Source organism: Streptomyces sp. NPDC041191, assembly GCF_055591945.1.
Genome location: NZ_JBVIZC010000011.1, coordinates 91,515 through 107,899, shown reverse-complemented (window position 1 = coordinate 107,899; position 16,385 = coordinate 91,515). Strand labels below are relative to the sequence as shown.

The 16,385-nt window shown below is 71.5% G+C and carries 12 protein-coding genes, 1 tRNA gene and 1 other RNA gene; 5 read left to right on the top strand and 9 right to left on the bottom strand.

What is annotated here, in order from left to right:
- Positions 1-302: 302 nt before the first annotated feature.
- The 3 genes from ACZ6AQ_RS22270 to ACZ6AQ_RS22260 all read right to left on the bottom strand — a co-directional run bounded on the left by ACZ6AQ_RS22270 (position 303) and on the right by ACZ6AQ_RS22260 (position 3,544).
- Positions 303-1,856, bottom strand: coding sequence for a M28 family metallopeptidase (locus tag ACZ6AQ_RS22270; protein WP_468761635.1), 1,554 nt, complete (start codon positions 1,854-1,856; stop codon positions 303-305).
- 389 nt (positions 1,857-2,245) lie between these two features.
- The gene (locus ACZ6AQ_RS22265; protein ID WP_468761633.1) at positions 2,246-2,890 is read right to left on the bottom strand and encodes a TetR/AcrR family transcriptional regulator; all 645 of its coding nucleotides are present in this window, start codon (positions 2,888-2,890) and stop codon (positions 2,246-2,248) included.
- A 237-nt stretch (positions 2,891-3,127) separates the two neighbouring features.
- Entirely contained in the window at positions 3,128-3,544 is a 417-nt protein-coding gene (locus ACZ6AQ_RS22260) for a YciI family protein (protein WP_468761631.1), read from the bottom strand.
- Positions 3,545-3,687: 143 nt separating this feature from the next.
- Between ACZ6AQ_RS22260 and ACZ6AQ_RS22255 the strand changes: the two genes are divergently transcribed.
- A complete protein-coding gene (locus tag ACZ6AQ_RS22255) occupies positions 3,688-4,317 on the top strand; it encodes a MarC family protein (RefSeq protein WP_468761629.1) in 630 nt (209 codons plus the stop codon).
- Between the two features lie 24 nt (positions 4,318-4,341).
- Here ACZ6AQ_RS22255 and ACZ6AQ_RS22250 read toward each other — a convergent pair whose 3' ends face one another.
- From ACZ6AQ_RS22250 to ACZ6AQ_RS22225, 6 genes are all read right to left on the bottom strand, one after another.
- Complete coding sequence (locus ACZ6AQ_RS22250; RefSeq protein ID WP_468761628.1) at positions 4,342-5,178, bottom strand: alpha/beta fold hydrolase; 837 nt, start codon at positions 5,176-5,178, stop codon at positions 4,342-4,344.
- A gap of 135 nt (positions 5,179-5,313) precedes the next feature.
- Positions 5,314-5,523 (bottom strand): DUF4287 domain-containing protein, encoded by a 210-nt coding sequence (locus ACZ6AQ_RS22245; protein WP_468761901.1) that lies wholly within the window; start codon positions 5,521-5,523, stop codon positions 5,314-5,316.
- Positions 5,524-5,609: 86 nt separating this feature from the next.
- On the bottom strand, positions 5,610-7,865 hold the full coding sequence (locus ACZ6AQ_RS22240) for an FtsX-like permease family protein (RefSeq protein ID WP_468761626.1): 2,256 nt from the start codon (positions 7,863-7,865) through the stop codon (positions 5,610-5,612).
- Positions 7,862-8,536, bottom strand: a complete 675-nt coding sequence (locus ACZ6AQ_RS22235; RefSeq protein WP_468761624.1) for an ABC transporter ATP-binding protein — start codon at positions 8,534-8,536, stop codon at positions 7,862-7,864. The genes ACZ6AQ_RS22240 and ACZ6AQ_RS22235 overlap by 4 nt, the downstream gene beginning before the upstream one ends.
- Before the next feature lie 64 nt (positions 8,537-8,600).
- Positions 8,601-9,017 (bottom strand): hypothetical protein, encoded by a 417-nt coding sequence (locus ACZ6AQ_RS22230; protein ID WP_468761622.1) that lies wholly within the window; start codon positions 9,015-9,017, stop codon positions 8,601-8,603.
- Positions 9,018-9,886: 869 nt separating this feature from the next.
- Positions 9,887-9,974, bottom strand: a tRNA-Ser gene (locus ACZ6AQ_RS22225).
- 117 nt (positions 9,975-10,091) lie between these two features.
- Here ACZ6AQ_RS22225 and ffs point away from each other — a divergent pair.
- The 4 genes from ffs to ACZ6AQ_RS22205 all read left to right on the top strand — a co-directional run bounded on the left by ffs (position 10,092) and on the right by ACZ6AQ_RS22205 (position 16,209).
- An RNA gene (ffs, locus tag ACZ6AQ_RS22220) (signal recognition particle sRNA small type) lies at positions 10,092-10,190 on the top strand.
- 265 nt (positions 10,191-10,455) lie between these two features.
- Entirely contained in the window at positions 10,456-12,666 is a 2,211-nt protein-coding gene (locus ACZ6AQ_RS22215) for a DNA polymerase III subunit gamma and tau (protein WP_468761620.1), read from the top strand.
- A 61-nt stretch (positions 12,667-12,727) separates the two neighbouring features.
- Positions 12,728-13,978, top strand: a complete 1,251-nt coding sequence (gene purD, locus ACZ6AQ_RS22210; RefSeq protein ID WP_388690080.1) for a phosphoribosylamine--glycine ligase — start codon at positions 12,728-12,730, stop codon at positions 13,976-13,978.
- 272 nt (positions 13,979-14,250) lie between these two features.
- A complete protein-coding gene (locus tag ACZ6AQ_RS22205; RefSeq protein ID WP_468761618.1) occupies positions 14,251-16,209 on the top strand; it encodes a hypothetical protein in 1,959 nt (652 codons plus the stop codon).
- The last annotated feature ends 176 nt before the right edge of the window (positions 16,210-16,385 follow it).

The window sequence follows — 16,385 nt, the reverse complement described above, 5'->3', positions numbered from 1 at the left end:
GCGAGCGGCCATCGGCGCAGCCACGAAGGGGGGTGGGATGACGGGCAGGACGCGGTGGACCCGGAACGGACCCCGTCACGCGGGGGAGCGGACCCCGTCACGCGGGGGAACGGGCTCGCGCCGACCGGGCCCCTGGGGCCGGCGGTCCGCCTCCGGACCGCGGTGGCTCCGGGCCCCGTACCCGTACTCGTACCCGAACGGGAACGGGAACGGGGAAAAGAACGGCCGACCGGCACGGGAAACCGGTCGGCCGTCCTTCGGCCCGGCGTGGCGGCGGAGCCGTCCGCCGCCGGCCGCCGGGACTACTCGGTGACCTCGTGGTGGTCGTCGTGCAGGCCGCCGCCGCTGCCCGCGTCACCGGTGGTCGGGACGGAGACGACCGGCTTGCGCAGCGAGGAGGTGTCGTGGGCGTAGGTGCCCACGGTGTTGGCGATGACGTCGATGTTGGCGTCGAACGCCTTCATGTTGATGTTGGTGATGTCGTCGCCCTTGGCGTGGTAGTTCACGTCGTACGCGACGCCCGCCTGGCCGCCGAACTTGGCCGCCTGGGCCGGGGTCTTGATGCCCTCGGCGCCGGTGAAGGTGCCGCCGGAGGGGATGCCGACCTCGATGAACGGGCCGTAGTCGGAACGGCCGGTGAAGTCGGTTCCCTCGTGCGGGAGGCCCTTCTTGTCCATGAAGTCGGTGATGTCGCGCTCCAGCTGGGCCGAGCCCGCCGGACCCGCACCGGCGCCGACGCCGTCCGAGTCGTCGCCGTCGTACACGAACAGGCCGTAGTTCGGCGAGGCGATCATGTCGAAGTTCAGGTAGAGCTTGATCTCGCTCTTGTCGAGCGCGGTGAGGTTCTTCACGTAGTGCTCGGAGCCCAGGAGGCCGTTCTCCTCGGCGGACCACCAGGCGAAGCGGACCTTGTTGCGGACCTTGTCCTTCGACTTGGCGAGCTCGAGGGCGGTCTGGAGGAGACCGGCGGAGCCCGAGCCGTTGTCGTTGATGCCGGGGCCGGCGGTGACGGAGTCGAGGTGGGAGCCGAGCATCACGGTGTTGGCGGCGTTGCCGCCCTTGGTCTCCGCGATGACGTTGTTGGTGGAACGTATCTGCTGGAGCTGGCGGATCTCCAGGGAGAGCGTGACCGGGCCCTTGGCGAGGTCGGCGGCGAGCGCCGTGCCCTCGGCCTGGCTGAGGCCGCCGGTGGGGATCTTGCCCGCGGCCGCGTCTCCGAGGGTGCCGGAGAGGGCGCCGTCGGTGTTGTTGTAGATGACGGCGGCGGCGGCGCCGGCCGCGGCGGCGTTCTCCTGCTTCACCGCGAAGGTGCAGCCGCCGCGCTTGATCAGCGCGATCTTGCCGGTGAAGGCGCCTGCGGCGAAGTCGCCCGGCTCGCACCCGGTGGTGCCGTCGGCGTCGACCGGAACGGCCGCCAGGTCGGCCCTGATGCCACCGACCGGGGTGGACTTGGTGTACGTCATCGCCTTGATGTCGAGCGCGCGGGGCGCGGGGGAGACGACGGAGGCTTTCTCGGCCTGCGTCTCCGTGTACTCGAAATCGAACTTCTGGTACGAGACGTTGTAGCCGGCCTTCTTGAGCTGCGTGTAGACGTACGCGGCCGAGGCGTCGTGGCCGAGCGAGCCGGCGGCGCGGTGGCCCCCGGCCGAGTCGGCTATCGCCTGGAACTTCTGCAGGTGCCTGTAGGCGTCCTTGGCGGTGGTTTCTCCGACCAGCTTCTTCGCCAGCTTGGCGGCATCGCGGGCGGGCGCGGCCGTGGGGTCCTGTCCCGCGGTGGCGGGGGATGCGAGGACCAGCGGGGCGGCGAGGGCGGCGGCGGCGAGGATGGCCGCGGCCCGGCGCTGGGATGCGTTCACAGAAGTCCTTCCCGGTACGGACGAGGTTGAGGGGAAGTTAGCGATCTCCGGGGCATCTTGTGAACAGATTCGCCACAATTCCTGCCGGGTGAAGCAGGATTGACATCTGAAATTCTCAATTCACTTGCGATTGAACGTCTTTCGCCGGATTTGCGCTCATCGGTTCCGGGAGGAGCGGAACGGCCGCAATCGCGCCGGCCGGAGAGGTCGATCCGTTGCGCCTCCGGGGCGAAGAGGCGCCGGGAGCGCGGGAGGGGCCGGAACCGGGCCCGCTGGGGGATGATCCCTTACGGGCCTTACGGGCCTTACGGGCCTTACGGGCCTTACGGGTCCCTAGAGGTCCCTGGAGGTTCGGGGGCGGCAAAGGCCCCGAGGGCGGCCCCGGGCCCTCAAGGGCGGTCCCGCAGGGCGAGGAGTTCCCGTACGCCCGCCTTGAGGCGCTCACCGGACAGTTCCCGCTCGACCGACAGGTGGTGCATGACGTCGGGGGAGAAGGGGGCGAGCAGCAGGTGGGCGAGGAGCGCGCCGTCGGCCTCCGGCCTGAGCTGCCCGAGGAGCAGGGCGACGTGGGTGTGCATCACCCGGTACGCGCCGCTGTGGTACCGGGCCCGGGGCGCGGCGGAGTGCGCGGCGAGCAGGATCTCGCGCTGCTCGGCGATCCGGTCGACGAGCGCGTCGAGGAAGGCGTCGAGCCGTTCGGCGGCCGGGGCGCCGGGACCGAGCGGCGGAGGCCCGCTCATGTATGCCTCCTGGAACCGCCGCTCGCGTTCGTCGAGGAGCGCCCACAGAAGCCGGGAGACGTCGCCGAAGCGGCGGTAGACGGTGCCGACGCCGATGCCGCTGGCGTGGGCCACCTGGTTCATGGTGACGGCTTCGGGCCCCTTCTCCGCGACGATGCGGGCGGCCGCGTCGAGGATCCTGCCCCGGTTCCGGGCCGCGTCGGCGCGTTCGGGGGCCGGGGTGCCGAGCGTGGGGAGCAGGCCGCGCGGGGAGCCCGCCGTCCGCTCGGTGGCCCGGGAGTTCTCCGTGCCCATCTCCGCAGCCTCCTGCCCTTCGGCCCCGTCACCGGGACGCTCCCGTGCCGAGCATACCGACCCCGCCGAAAAAATGGATAGAAATCCATTTCGTTCGCATCAATCGACCGGAAGGCGGACCGTCGGCTTCCCCGGGGCCCGGGCGGACCGGGGGACAGGCGTGGACGAGAAGGGGGCGGCGCGCCCACGGGCGCCTCGCTCCGGTCCCCGTCCCCGCCTCCTCGGCCCTTCGGGACCTCAGTCCCCCACCGGCCCCACTTCGTCGACCGGACGGATGACCACCGGGTGCTTCGGGGAGCCGGCCGGGACCGGGCAGCGGGCCACCTGGGCGGCGATCTCGGTGACGCGCTCCAGGGAGGCGCAGTCGACGACCCAGTAGCCGGCCAGGACCTCCTTGGTCTCCGCGTACGGGCCGTCCGTGACGACCGGGTTCCCGTCGTCGTCCACCGTCACGAAACGGGTCGTGGACGGGGCCGTGAGGCCCTGGGCGTCGAGCAGTTCGCCGTTCGCGGCGAGCTCTTCGCCGATCTCGCCCATGTGGGCGGCCATCGCCCGGATCGCCTCCTTGTCCCAGGCGGGGGCGCCGGCGGAACCGCGCCCCGCCATCGCCTCGTAACCGGCTTCCGACCCCTGGACCATCACCAGGTACTTCATGGTGTCCTCCTCGTTCGGCGGGCGTTCCGTGCGGTGCGTACCGCTTCTCGCAGCACAGTCGGATCCGGACCGCCGTTCTCGACACCACGCGGCCGGGAACCGGGAAAACGGGATAAATCACTCAGCCGTCCCATGATGCACGGGTGAACGCATTCACCTTCTCCGCCGCCTTCATCACCTTCTTCTCCGTCGTCGGCCCGCCGAAGGTGCTCCTCTCCTTCGCGAGTCTCGCCCAGGTCCACCCCGCCACCCAGCTGCGGACCATCGCCCTCATCTCCTCGGCCGTGGCCGTCCTCGTCGGCCTCCTCGCCGGCATCACGTCCCCCTGGCTCCTCGACCTCTTCCACATCAGCACCCCCGCCCTCCAGGTCGCGGGCGGCGTCATCTTCTTCGTCTACGCGGTCGGTCTCGTCCTCGGCACGCACCTCGGCTCCGAGGGGCCCCACCAGGACGCCCCCGACCTGGCCAGCGGAGTGCGCGAACTGCTCATGCCGTACATCGTGAGCCCTCTCGCCCTGACCGCCGTACTCATCGAGGGGTCGGCCCGCAGCGGCTTCAGCTGGCGCTCGACGGTCGTCGGCGCGTACGTGGCCGTCATCGCCCTCGACCTGGTCTGCGTCCTGCTCCTCACCCGGATCCTGCTCCGCACCCACCACGCGACGATCGAACTCCTCAACCGCCTCCTGGGCCTCCTGCTCGCCGCCGTCGGCGTCGACCTCGTCCTCGACGGCCTCTCCGGTCTGGGCGTCCCGGGCCTGGAGGCCCGGCACTGAGCGTTCCGGGGGCCGGGGCCCGTGTCAGTCCGCGTCGAGACCGGCGAGGAACCCGAGAACCACCCGGTGCAGTGGCGCGGGCCGCTCCAGGTGCAGGTCGTGCCCGGCTCCGGGCAGGCTCACCCCCCGCAGTCCGGGACGGAGCCGGGCCATCTCCGCGTACTGCTCGCCGCCGACGATCCCGCCCCGCTCGCCCTGCCCGAGAACGGCGAGGGCGGGACAGGTGATCGAGGCCCACTCGTCCCAGAAGGCGCGGGCGGCGTTCTCGTCGAGGGAGCGGACCATGACCTCGGGGTCGAACCGGGGCCACAGCCCCCCGTCCCGTTCCTCGAGCCCGTCCGCCCACCCTTCCCCTACGGGACGCACCCCGCCCCCGAGATACGCGACGGCCGCCTCCCGGGAGGGGAACGGAACCGGCCACCCCCGCAACCAGCCGCCGATCCGCTCCTGTGTGTCCGGGGCCGAGCCGCCGGGGCCGGCCTCGACCAGGACGAGGGCGCGCGGCAACCCGGGGTGGGCGGCGGCGGTGAGGAGCGCGGTGTGCCCGCCGAGCGACTGGCCCATCAACACGGGCTCGCGCAAGGCGAGTTCTTCGACGACGGTCACGACATCGGCGACGTGGGCGGCGCGGGACACGTCGCCGGGAAACCGCTCACTGCGCCCGTGCCCGCGCTGGTCGAAAGCGACGACCCGGTGACCGGCGTCCCGCAGCAGCCGGGCGGTGGTGTCCCACTCCCCGGAATGTCCCGCGAGTCCGTGCAGGAGGAGCACATCGGGCCCGGAACCGCCCCAGTCACGGCAGAACAGCCGTACTCCGTCCCGCCCCACGACCGGCCGCCCGGTCCCGCGCATGGATGTCATTCCCCCACCTTCTCCCACGGGTCGAGGGACCGCCGGGTCGGGGAACCGGCGGGCCGGGGCGTCGGCGGACGACGGGAACGCGGGTGACGGGAACGCGGACGGCGCGAACTCGGCTGACAGCATGCGTGGGAAGCCCTACTTCTTCCCGGCAAGGGTGTGGGCCACGAGCGCGTTCGCGTGCCCGTGGCCCAGCCCGTGCTCGGCCTTCAGCCAGGAGACCAGCTCCATGTGCTTGGCGAGCGGCGAGGAACGGATGAGGTCCTGCCACTCGGTGACGGGCCGCCCGTACTTCTTCTCGATGGAGGGGAAGTAGCTGGCGGGACCCTTGACGACGTTCTCGGCCACGGCGATCTCCTGAGGTGGGGTGGTCACTTACGGGTAGGACCCCCACCCCACCGAAAACTCATCGCCGCGAACGGGAGCACGTGCGGTCAATCACGCCGGATGTGCTCGGGATCGACGTGCCTCCGCACCATGGGCACGGAGGCCAGCGCGGCCACGAGCACCACACCCGCCGCGCAGGCGAACAGCAGGGGCAACCCCTCCCAGTCCCAGTGCACGGCCCCGCCCCCGGTGATCAGGTAACTGGACTCGGCGAGCCACCCCGCCACGATCGCCGCCCCCAGCCCCACCACCAACGGCAACACCACCTGTACCACCTGTACCGTCCGCAACGTCCCGGCCCGCGCCCCCAACAAGGCCAGCGCCGTCACCTGCCCCCGCCGCTCCATGGCCCGGTCGGCCACGGACACGACGAACGCGGCGACTCCGATGACCAACCCGAGCACCATCCCGACCGCCAGCAGGCTCCGAATCACGGCCAACTGCGCGAGCGACTCGATCACGATGCCGACGGGATCCACGGAAACGGTGGGAGCGACGGCCCCGATGCCGTCCAGGACGGCTCGGACGGTGTCGGGGTCGGACGGACCGACCAGTACGAGAGCGGCACCTGCGACATGAACTCCCTGAGGGATGAGGGAAGGCGGGATCAGAAGACTTGGTCCGGCGGCCCTGGAGGGAGTGTAGAGCTGAGCGGTGATGGCGGTTCGGGGTACGGAGATGTCCAGATCGCGGCCATTGGTCAGAGGGAAGGAGAAGGACTTTCCGGCTCGGGCGTCCTCGTCGAAGAGATAAGAAGGATCCTTGATCAGGAGGACCTTGTTGTCGACGCAGCCTCGGACGGATTTGGTGAAGGCTGCCAACTGGGCGCATGTGGCAACGATTCCTTCCACGCGCGGCACGACGTACTCAAGGTTCCCTCGCTGCGACTCGACATGAAAAGCATGGGCGTTCACGCCGCTCAGACCGGTCATCTGTGCAATCTGCCGAGGGTTCAGTTCATCCAGAGGAACGCTGTATTCCTGGACGGGAGCCGTGCGCCGACTGACCTGATCCAACTCGACGAGCACTCCCTGGGTGAGCGAGGCGCCGAAGACGAGCAGTACGAGCCCCGTGGCCACGCGCAGTGCGCTTCCCGGGTCGACTTCCGTTCGGCGCATGGCCAGTGTCAGAGCCAATGATCCGGACGCTGCCGCGAGGCGTCGCGAGATCCAAGCTGTGATCGGTGCCAGGCCCAGCGCGAGCCCGGCGCCGGTGAGGAGAACGGCACCAGGAACCAGTACGGCACTGGCGGGGCCACCCGACGGGTCCCGTCCCATCACGCCGAGCGCGCAGTAACCGCCGATGATCCCAAGGCCCGGAACCAACAACAGCGTTCCGTACTTGTTCGGGGATTTGCGTTCTCCGGTCCGCCGCACAGTGAGGGGTGACAACGCGGCCCGCTGTGCGCCGGCCCGGCTCACCACTGCCGCGAGCACCGGGCAGCCCAACAGGCAGGCGATCAGCGTGGTCGTTTCGGGGTGTCCGTCCGCCGGGTACCAGTGCAGTCCGGGCAGCCCGATCCGCGCCATCACCTCATTCACGCCGAGATACCCCAGAAGCCCCAGGACGGCACCCAAGGAGGCGGCGGCCACGCTTTCTCCGGCATTGACCCGCAGAGTGTCTTTGGCGCTGAGCCCGACAAGCCGGAGCGCGGCGAGACGGCGTGCACGAGACTCGCCGGACAGCCGTGCGCAGACGGAAAGAAAGATGGCGAGGGGAAGGAGCACGATGCAGCCGAGGGTGAATCGCAGGATGTCGACGGTGGAGGGGTCGATGAGTTCGTGTCGTGTGTACTCGTCTCCGAAGTGACCCAGTTGCCCCGCTCCGCCGAGTTCGGCTGGAAGTACACCGATGTATGCGTACAGGTCATCGGGTCCGCCCAGTCCCGAGGGGGCGATGGTGCCGATCACGCGACCGGGTACGAGTCCTGTGGCACGAGGATTGGCATCCAGGATCTCCGCCAATTTCGGCGAGACGATTGCCTCGCCGGCCCGGGGGAGCCGTTCCACGCCGGGGGGAGAAGGGGTGGGCCCGGCGCCCGTGTGCCCGATGAAGACCCTGCGCAGCGGCTGCGAGCCGTACGGGTCCATTAATTCTTTGTAGACGACGTTCTTGTTGCTGCCCGAGTGCACGGTCCGTTTCGTCACGCGGGCGTCGTGGGCGGCGATGATGGTGGGAATCGTGAGAGTGGCGGCGAGACAGGCCACTCCCAGCGCGGACCCGAGCGACATCAGCAGGAAACGGATTCTTCCTCTGCGCCCGCTGCCCCACAACAGGCGGATTCCGAGGAAGAACGGGTTCACACCGCCACCCGCTGTGTCAGAACACCGTCCGTCATCGTGTACTGCGTGTCGGCCTTCGCGGCTACGTCGACATCGTGCGTCACGATGATCACGGCCGTCTGCTGGTTCCGGGCGAGCTGGAGGAACTCGTCCAGCACGGCGTCCGCGTTGGCGCTGTCGAGAGCGCCGGTCGGCTCGTCCGCGAACACCACGTCCGGCTGGTGCACCAGGGCTCGCGCGACCGCCACGCGCTGGCTCTGTCCACCGGAAAGCTTCGAGGTCCTGCGCCGTGCCAGATCGCCCATCCCGAGGCGTCCCAGCACTTGGCCGGCCATCGCGTAAGCGTGGGACTTGCTGATTCCGGCGAGCCGGAGGGGGAGTGCCGTGTTCTCCTCGACGGACAGCTCCGGGAGTAATTCTCCGTACTGGAAGACGAACCCCAGCCGTGTGCGCCGCAGTGCGCTCAGCTCGCCGTCGGGCAGGGCGGACAGCAGTTGTCCGTCGAAGGTCACCCGCCCGTTGGTGGGGGGAAGAATCCCGGCGAGGCAGTACAGCAGGGACGACTTGCCGGATCCGCTGCTGCCCATGATGGCGGCCACTTCACCGCATTTGAGGGTGAAGTCGGCACCGCTCACAGCCTGCTGCGTGCCGTAGAAGAGATCCACGCCTTCGGCGCGGAGGATGGCGTCCATGGTGATGCGCGCTCCTAAGGGACGGGAGCCGCTGAAGGCGGCTCCCGCATGAGTGGATTCTTTGTCAGGGCCGCTTGTACTGTTTCGTGAACGAGCAGTTGTCGGGACGGAGCGAACCCCGGTTCTGGCACACGCGCACTTCGGCCGAGTTCGTATACCGAGTGGCTCCGTCGTATACGATTCTGTCGAGCCAGACGGATTTCTTCTGCGTGCCGTCGAACCGGTTCCAGTCGTAACCGTGAACCTTCACCTGCAGATAGATGTTGTGGTTGTCCGAGAGTCCGGTGTCGCGGAGCGCTCCCTTGATGTGGAATGCGCCGCGCATCTTCCCCGGGTCCTCCCACTTGTAGCTTCCATTTTTGAGCTCTGCCCCGCCTGTGACGAGAAGCCCTGTGTCCTGCCAGGCCGATTCGGCCACAGCTGCACCCATCCCTCCGAAGAACAAACCTGCGGTGAGTGCCGCTGCGGTGATCTTCCTCATCGTCAACCCTTGCTGTTCGTATGCCGGTCGATCGAGGCGAAACTTAGCGGAATGAAGACGTGAAAGATTTCGCAGGAACGTCACTTCCGTTCATTAACCCTCGATCCAGTGAAGGGGACCTTCCCCGTCACGGTCCACCCCGTAAGGGTGGTGGTCGGTACCCCTGGGCAGGGGAGGGCGGGGCGTCGCGGTTGGCTGAAATGTCAAGGTTGACGGTTTCGGAGTCAACACGACGGATGCTTCCTGTTGGTTGCCCGATGTGCGGACCTGCTTCCTGAGGAGCCATTCGCGCTCCTGGAAGATCCGTAGCCGTACTCCCGTGCATCGGCAGCGTGTCGGCGACGAAATGAACCGCCTCAGGGGGGGCTTTTTCTATCCCATGCGCAGTGAGGCGCTGAACCTTCTCCGTTTCCGCGTCGATGTGGGGCGAAGAGGGAAATCGGGCTTCGCGATGCCAGTGGTCCGGCTGATGCCGCGAAGGGTCTTCCGCAGTAGGTTCAGGCCTTCCGAGGCGGCTGTTCCCGTGCTTGTTCCGGAGGCACGGGAAGGGGCGGCCGGCGTGACGGGGAGCGCGGTGTGCGTCCTTCGTCCTGTTCGCGGACGGCTCTTCATGGGTGAACCCCTGTTGTCGTCATGGAAGGCGGGGGCCCAAGGGCGGCGGGGTCGTCGGACGGAAAAGCCGGTGGTGCCGCTCGGAAGGGGGCGCGTGCGCGGAGGTGGCGGGCCCGTCGAGGGAGAGTCGGTCCGGCTTGCGAAGCCCTCCGGTGCCTGCCCGGAGGGAAACGGAGCGGACAACGGTCAACGCGGACAACGACGAAGGGCCCCACCGCGAACGGTGGGGCCCTTCGACATCGTGCCCGGTGAGGCACTGGCGGAGGATACGAGATTCGAACTCGTGAGGGGTTGCCCCCAACACGCTTTCCAAGCGTGCGCCCTAGGCCTCTAGGCGAATCCTCCGACGGGAACATTACATGACCGAGGGGGGTGCTCGCGAACTCGATCCGGGGAGGGGTCGGCGGCGGGTTCCGGAAGGGAGGGGTGGGTCCGGGGGCGGCGGGGATCGGGTAGTCTGGGCGGAGCCCCTCACGCGGCGCTATCTGACTGAACTCCCCCAGGGCCGGAAGGCAGCAAGGGTAGGTCGGCTCTGGCGGGTGCGTGGGGGGCGCTTGCGTTTCCCGGCAGGGCCGGGCCGGGACCGGGGCCGAAGCCGTGGTTACGGTCGGTGTCGGTGTCGGTGTCGGTGCCGGCGTCGACGTTGCCGTACGCGGTGCGCCGTGCACGGTGCGCCGTACACCGTGCGGGGCCCCTCGGGCGTCCCGGGCGACTTCGGGCCTTTCCGGAACCGTCCCCCAGTGGTTCCGCCTCGTGGTCCCCTCCTCCACTCCCCGCCCCGGTCGTTTTTCCCGGGTTGTCGGTGGACGCCTATAACCTCGTACACGTGTCGTCTCTCGCGCTCTACCGCCGCTATCGTCCCGAGTCCTTCGCCGAGGTCATCGGGCAGGAGCATGTCACCGACCCGTTGCAGCAGGCCCTGCGGAACAACCGGGTCAATCACGCGTACCTGTTCAGCGGGCCCCGCGGGTGCGGCAAGACGACCAGTGCGCGGATCCTGGCGCGGTGCCTGAACTGCGAGCAGGGGCCGACGCCGACGCCCTGCGGGGAGTGCCAGTCCTGCCGGGACCTCGCGCGGAACGGGCCGGGGTCGATCGACGTCATCGAGATCGACGCCGCCTCGCACGGTGGTGTGGACGACGCCCGTGACCTGCGGGAGAAGGCGTTCTTCGGGCCCGCCTCCAGCCGGTACAAGATCTACATCATCGACGAGGCCCACATGGTCACCTCGGCGGGCTTCAACGCCCTCCTGAAGGTGGTCGAGGAGCCGCCGGAGCACCTGAAGTTCATCTTCGCCACGACCGAGCCCGAGAAGGTCATCGGTACCATCCGGTCGCGGACCCACCACTACCCGTTCCGCCTGGTGCCGCCGGGCACGCTGCGGGACTACCTCGGCGAGGTCTGCGGGCACGAGGGCATCCCCGTCGCCGACGGCGTGCTGCCCCTCGTCGTGCGGGCCGGCGCCGGGTCCGTCCGTGACTCGATGTCCGTCATGGACCAGCTCCTGGCCGGCGCCGCCGAGGACGGCGTGACCTACGCCATGGCCACCTCGCTCCTCGGCTACACCGACGGTTCGCTGCTCGACTCCGTGGTCGACGCCTTCGCAGCCGGGGACGGCGCCGCCGCCTTCGAGGTCGTCGACCGGGTCATCGAGGGCGGCAACGACCCGCGCCGGTTCGTCGCCGATCTCCTGGAGCGGCTGCGCGACCTGGTGATCCTGGCCGCCGTGCCGGACGCCGCCGAGAAGGGGCTCATCGACGCCCCGGTCGACGTGATCGAGCGCATGCAGGCCCAGGCGTCCGTCTTCGGCGCCGCCGAACTCAGCCGGGCCGCCGACCTCGTGAACACCGGGCTCACCGAGATGCGGGGCGCCACCTCGCCCCGGCTCCAGCTGGAGCTGATCTGCGCGCGCGTCCTGCTGCCCGCCGCCTTCGACGACGAGCGCTCGGTCCAGGCCCGCCTCGACCGGCTCGAACGCGGTGCCGCCGCGGCGCCCGCGCCCGTCTTCACGCCCGGCCCCCCCGAGCCCGCCCTGGGGTACGTCCCCGGGCCCGACGCCCACACCCCGATGGCCCCGCCCCCGCCCGCCCCACGGGCCCAGCCCGCTCCCGCGCAGGCCCCGCCCGTCCCCGTACAGCCGCAGCAGTCGCAGTCCCCGGCGCCACCGCAGCCCCAGCCGACGGCGTCCGCGCAGGCGCCCGCCGCGTCCCGGCCCGGCGCCTGGCCGGGCGCGGCCGTGCCCGGCGGCGGAGCCCCCGGCGGCGGCCCCGGCGCCTGGCCCGGTGCGGCCTCCGCTCCCGCTGTGCAGGCACAGCCCGCCCCGCAGGCCCCCGCGCCCGCCGCCGCCGTCGGCGGTGACATCGCCCAGGTGCGGAACCTGTGGCCGCAGATCCTCGACGCCGTCAAGAACAGGCGTCGTTTCACCTGGATCCTGCTCAGCCAGAACGCGCAGGTCGCCGGGTTCGACGGCACCACCCTCCAGCTCGGCTTCCTCAACGCCGGCGCGCGCGACAACTTCGCCGGCAGCGGCAGCGAGGACGTCCTCAAGCAGGCCCTCGCCGAGCAGTTCAACGTCCACTGGAAGATCGAGGCGATCATCGATCCCTCGGGCGGCGCCTCGCCCCCGCCCGCCGCCGCCCACTTCGGCGGAGGCGGAAGCGGGAACGGGAACGGGGGCGGGAGCGGCTTCGGAGGCGGAGGCGGCGGCTTCGGAGGAAGCGGTGGAGGCGGCGGCTTCGGAGGGAGCGGCGGCGGCGGCCGGCCGGCGCCCGGTCCGTCCGCCGCCCCCGCGCCCTCCTTCCCGCAGTCCCCCGCGCCCGCGCAGCCGCAGTCCGCGCCCGCCCCGGCGCGGCCCGCTCCCGCACGGGCGGAGCCCGCGTACGTCCCGCCCCCGCCCTCCGCCCCGCGGCCCGTGGCGCCCGAGGACGACGTACCGGAGGAGGACGACCCGGACCTCGTGGACTCGGCCCTCTCCGGGCACGACCTGATCGTGCGCGAACTCGGCGCCACGGTTGTGGAGGAATACACGAACGAGTAGCGCCGTCTCGCTCGGTGGCCCGTACGAAGGGCATCCCGTTCCGCGGGCTACCCTGACTGGCGTGAAGGTCCTCGTCATCGGCGGCGGCGCCCGCGAACACGCCCTGTGCCGCTCTCTCTCCCTCGATCCCGACGTCACCGCTCTGCACTGCGCGCCCGGCAACGCCGGAATCGCGGAGGTCGCCGAGCTGCACGCCGTCGACCAGCTGGACGGCGACGCGGTCGCGCGCCTCGCCACCGAACTCGGTGCCGGCCTGGTCGTCGTCGGTCCGGAGGCCCCGCTCGTCGCGGGCGTCGCGGACGCCGTGCGCGCGGTCGGCATCCCCGTCTTCGGCCCCTCGCGGGAGGCGGCGGAGCTGGAGGGTTCCAAGGCGTTCGCCAAGGACGTCATGGCCGCCGCCGGAGTGCCGACCGCCCGCAGCTACGTCTGCGTCACCCCCGAGGAGATCGACAAGGCGCTCGACGCCTTCGGCGCTCCGTACGTGGTGAAGGACGACGGCCTCGCCGCGGGCAAGGGCGTCGTCGTCACCGACGACGTCGAGCGGGCACGGGCCCACGCGCGCGCCTGCGACCGCGTGGTCATCGAGGAGTACCTGGACGGTCCCGAGGTCTCCCTCTTCGCGATCACCGACGGCACCACCGTCCTGCCGCTCCAGCCCGCGCAGGACTTCAAGCGCGCGCTCGACGGCGACGAGGGCCCGAACACCGGTGGCATGGGCGCGTACTCCCCGTTGCCCTGGGCCGATCCGAAGCTGGTCGACGAGGTCCTGGAGACCGTGCTCCAGCCGACCGTGGACGAGCTGCGCCGCCGCGGCACCCCGTTCTCCGGCCTGCTGTACGCGGGTCTGGCGATCACGGGCCGCGGCGTCCGGGTCATCGAGTTCAACGCGCGCTTCGGCGACCCCGAGACCCAGGTCGTCCTGGCCCGGCTCGCCACCCCGCTCGCCGGCGTCCTGCTGAACGCCGCCAACGGCACCCTCGCCGACCAGGCGCCGCTCCGCTGGCGGGACGACGCCGCCGTCACCGTGGTCGTCGCCTCCCACAACTATCCGGACACCCCGCGCACCGGCGACCGGATCGTGGGTCTGGAGGAGGTCGTGGAGCTGGACGCCCCGCACGCGTACGTACTGCACGCCGGTACGAAGCGGGACGGCGACGCCGTGGTGAGCGCGGGCGGCCGCGTCCTCTCGGTCACCGCCACCGGGAGGGACCTCGCGCAGGCCCGCGAGCGCGCCTACGCGGCGGTCGGCCGCATCCGGCTCGACGGCTCCCAGCACCGTACGGACATCGCGCGCGAGGCCGCCGGAGCCTGATCCCCGGACCGGGTCCCGCCCGCGGAGCCCGGTCCGTTCGCTCGGCCGTGCGGTGGACCGTACGACCGCGCGAACGCCATCACCTTTGACCAAAGCCATTCCATCGAGTGACGGCTGAGCCATCCGGATGACGCCCGCCACCACCCCAACTAGGGTGCGGCGAAGGCGTTCCGGCACTTGGCCCACCGGCATTGCGATGTCAGTGACGGGTGCCACAGTGGGGGAGTGACCGACACCGCCACGGGCAGTCCCGTCGAGGGCAGGAGGGGGTGATGGACGGCGTGACCGGTACCGGTTCCGTCGCCGGCGAGGAGTGGGGTGCGCGCGCCGCGCGCTCCCGGGCCCTCGCCGTCCTCCGCGTCCGCGGCAGGGCACTGGGCCTCGCGGTGCTTCCCGCCGCGGTGGCCGTCGTCCTGCACGCGGGCGGTGTCACCGGCCACTTCGCCGGTACGGGCTGGGACACGGCCCGCCGGGTCGTGACCGTCCTCGCGGTCGTCGTCCTGCTCGCCGCCACGGCCGTCGCCCTCGTCGTCGCCCGTGCCCGCCCGGCCGCCACACCGACCGTGGACCTGGCCGAGACGGCCGCTCCCGGTCTGTACCGGCTCGTCCGCGACCTGGCCGACCGGCTCGGCGTCCCGCCGCCCGCCGCGATAGCCCTGACCCCGGACTGCGACAGCTGGCTGGAGGACCGCACCCACCGGGCCCACCGCACCCGCCGGGCCCACCGCACCCGCCGGGCCGACCGCACCCACCTGACCGCCCGGACCCGCCGGGCCCCGGGGGCGGGCGGCGGCGGTGCTCCCGTCCTGGTCATAGGCTCGCCCTTCCTCTGGTGGATGCGCGTCGGCGAGCTGCGGGCGGTCCTCGCCCCCGTCGTCGCCGGTACGGGCCCGGCCGCCCACCCGGACATAGCCGCCGCCCGCCGCTTCGTCCGGGGCCTCGACGCCGCCGTCGCCGTGCCCCGGGACCCGGGCCTCGACCCGGTTCGCCGGCTCGGCGCCCGCGGTGTCGGACAGGTCGCCCGTGTCCTGCTGCGCGCCTGTCGCGGGCACGCCGCCGAGATGGAGCGCGGGGTGGCGGTCGCGGGCTCGGAGCGTGCCCAGGGGGTCGACCACGGCGTACGGATCGTGGCGCAGGAGCAGGTCGGCCTGGCCTACGCGGGCTGGGACCGTCTCCTGACCCGGGTCGCGCTGCCCGCCTGGCGCATGGGCCGCTGGCCCACCGGGCTCGACGCGGGCGTGGTCTCCGCGCTGACCGAGCTGTCCCGCCGCGACCGGCTCGCGGACGGCTTCTCCTCCCGGCTGGGCGACCGTCCGGCCTGCGACCTCCTGGAGGAGCCCGGCGCGGTCGACGAGGCCACCTCGCTGCTGGCCGCCCGTCTCTTCCACGGCGGTCCCGCCGAGCCCGGCCCCGACTGGTCGCCCGTGGAGTGGGGCCAGTACCCGGAGGAGGTCGTCGACCGGAAGTGGCGCACGGACGCGGCCCGCCTCCACCGGGCCCTCGACGGACTCGGTACGGCAGGGTCCGCCTCCGTCCTCCCGCCCGCCGAGGGCCCGACCCTGGCCCGGGTGATCGACCACCTGACGGCGGAGCCGGCCCCCGGGGCCGCACGGGAGGAGCCGGGAGCCGCGAGGACGGAGACCGGCACCACGACCGGCTCCGGCCCCGCCGCCCCCGACGGGGGGAACCCCGACGGCGACCCGACGGCGCCGGAGGATCCAGCAGCTCCGGGCGATCCGGACGACCCCGACGCCCTCGGCACCCCCGGCACCCCCGACGACGTGTCCGTCAACCCCGCCGCCGACGCGCTCGCCGGAGCCCTCAGCGCCCTGCTCGCACGCGAGGAGGCCGCCCGGGAGGCGAGGGTCGCCGCCGCCGAGCGCGCCCGGAGCGGGACGAAGGCCGGCCCGGCACCGGACACCGCCCCGTACGCGGGCGTCACCGGCCCCGACGGGCCGCTCCCGCTCTTCCCGCTCCAGCCGCCCCGGAGCGGCCGCGACCTGCTCGCCGACCACGTCACCGCGATGGTCTGCTGCGCGGCCGTGGACACCGCGGAGGCCGTTCCCGGACTCGACTGGCTCGACGGTCCCGCCCTCCTCGTCGGCGGCGAGCGGGCGGCGGACCTCGGTCCTCGCGTTCTCGCCCTCGTGGAGGACGGGGACCCCGAGCCGCTGCGGGACTGGATCGCGCGCACCGGCGTACGCCCCGAGAAGCCCGTGCGTCTCGTCTGACACGTGACGGGCCGCGGGGCCGGGGCGTGGGCCCGGGGCATAGGCCAGAAGCAAAACCGAAACTTTGACTTCCGTTCTCGTCAATTCACGACGAACGGTGACGGAGTGCGCGCGTTATGTGATGTGCTGGAGGCCATCGCTGACAGAAGCGCGAACCGGAAGCGCCCACCAGGCGT

Coding starts and splice junctions, on each gene's coding strand:
- ACZ6AQ_RS22265 (WP_468761633.1), bottom strand. CDS start 2,890: ATGGGCACGGAGAACTCCCGGGCCACCGAGCGGACGGCGGGCTCCCCG.
- ACZ6AQ_RS22205 (WP_468761618.1), top strand. CDS start 14,251: ATGGACGGCGTGACCGGTACCGGTTCCGTCGCCGGCGAGGAGTGGGGT.
- ACZ6AQ_RS22235 (WP_468761624.1), bottom strand. CDS start 8,536: ATGGACGCCATCCTCCGCGCCGAAGGCGTGGATCTCTTCTACGGCACG.
- ACZ6AQ_RS22260 (WP_468761631.1), bottom strand. CDS start 3,544: ATGAAGTACCTGGTGATGGTCCAGGGGTCGGAAGCCGGTTACGAGGCG.
- ACZ6AQ_RS22230 (WP_468761622.1), bottom strand. CDS start 9,017: ATGAGGAAGATCACCGCAGCGGCACTCACCGCAGGTTTGTTCTTCGGA.
- ACZ6AQ_RS22250 (WP_468761628.1), bottom strand. CDS start 5,178: ATGACATCCATGCGCGGGACCGGGCGGCCGGTCGTGGGGCGGGACGGA.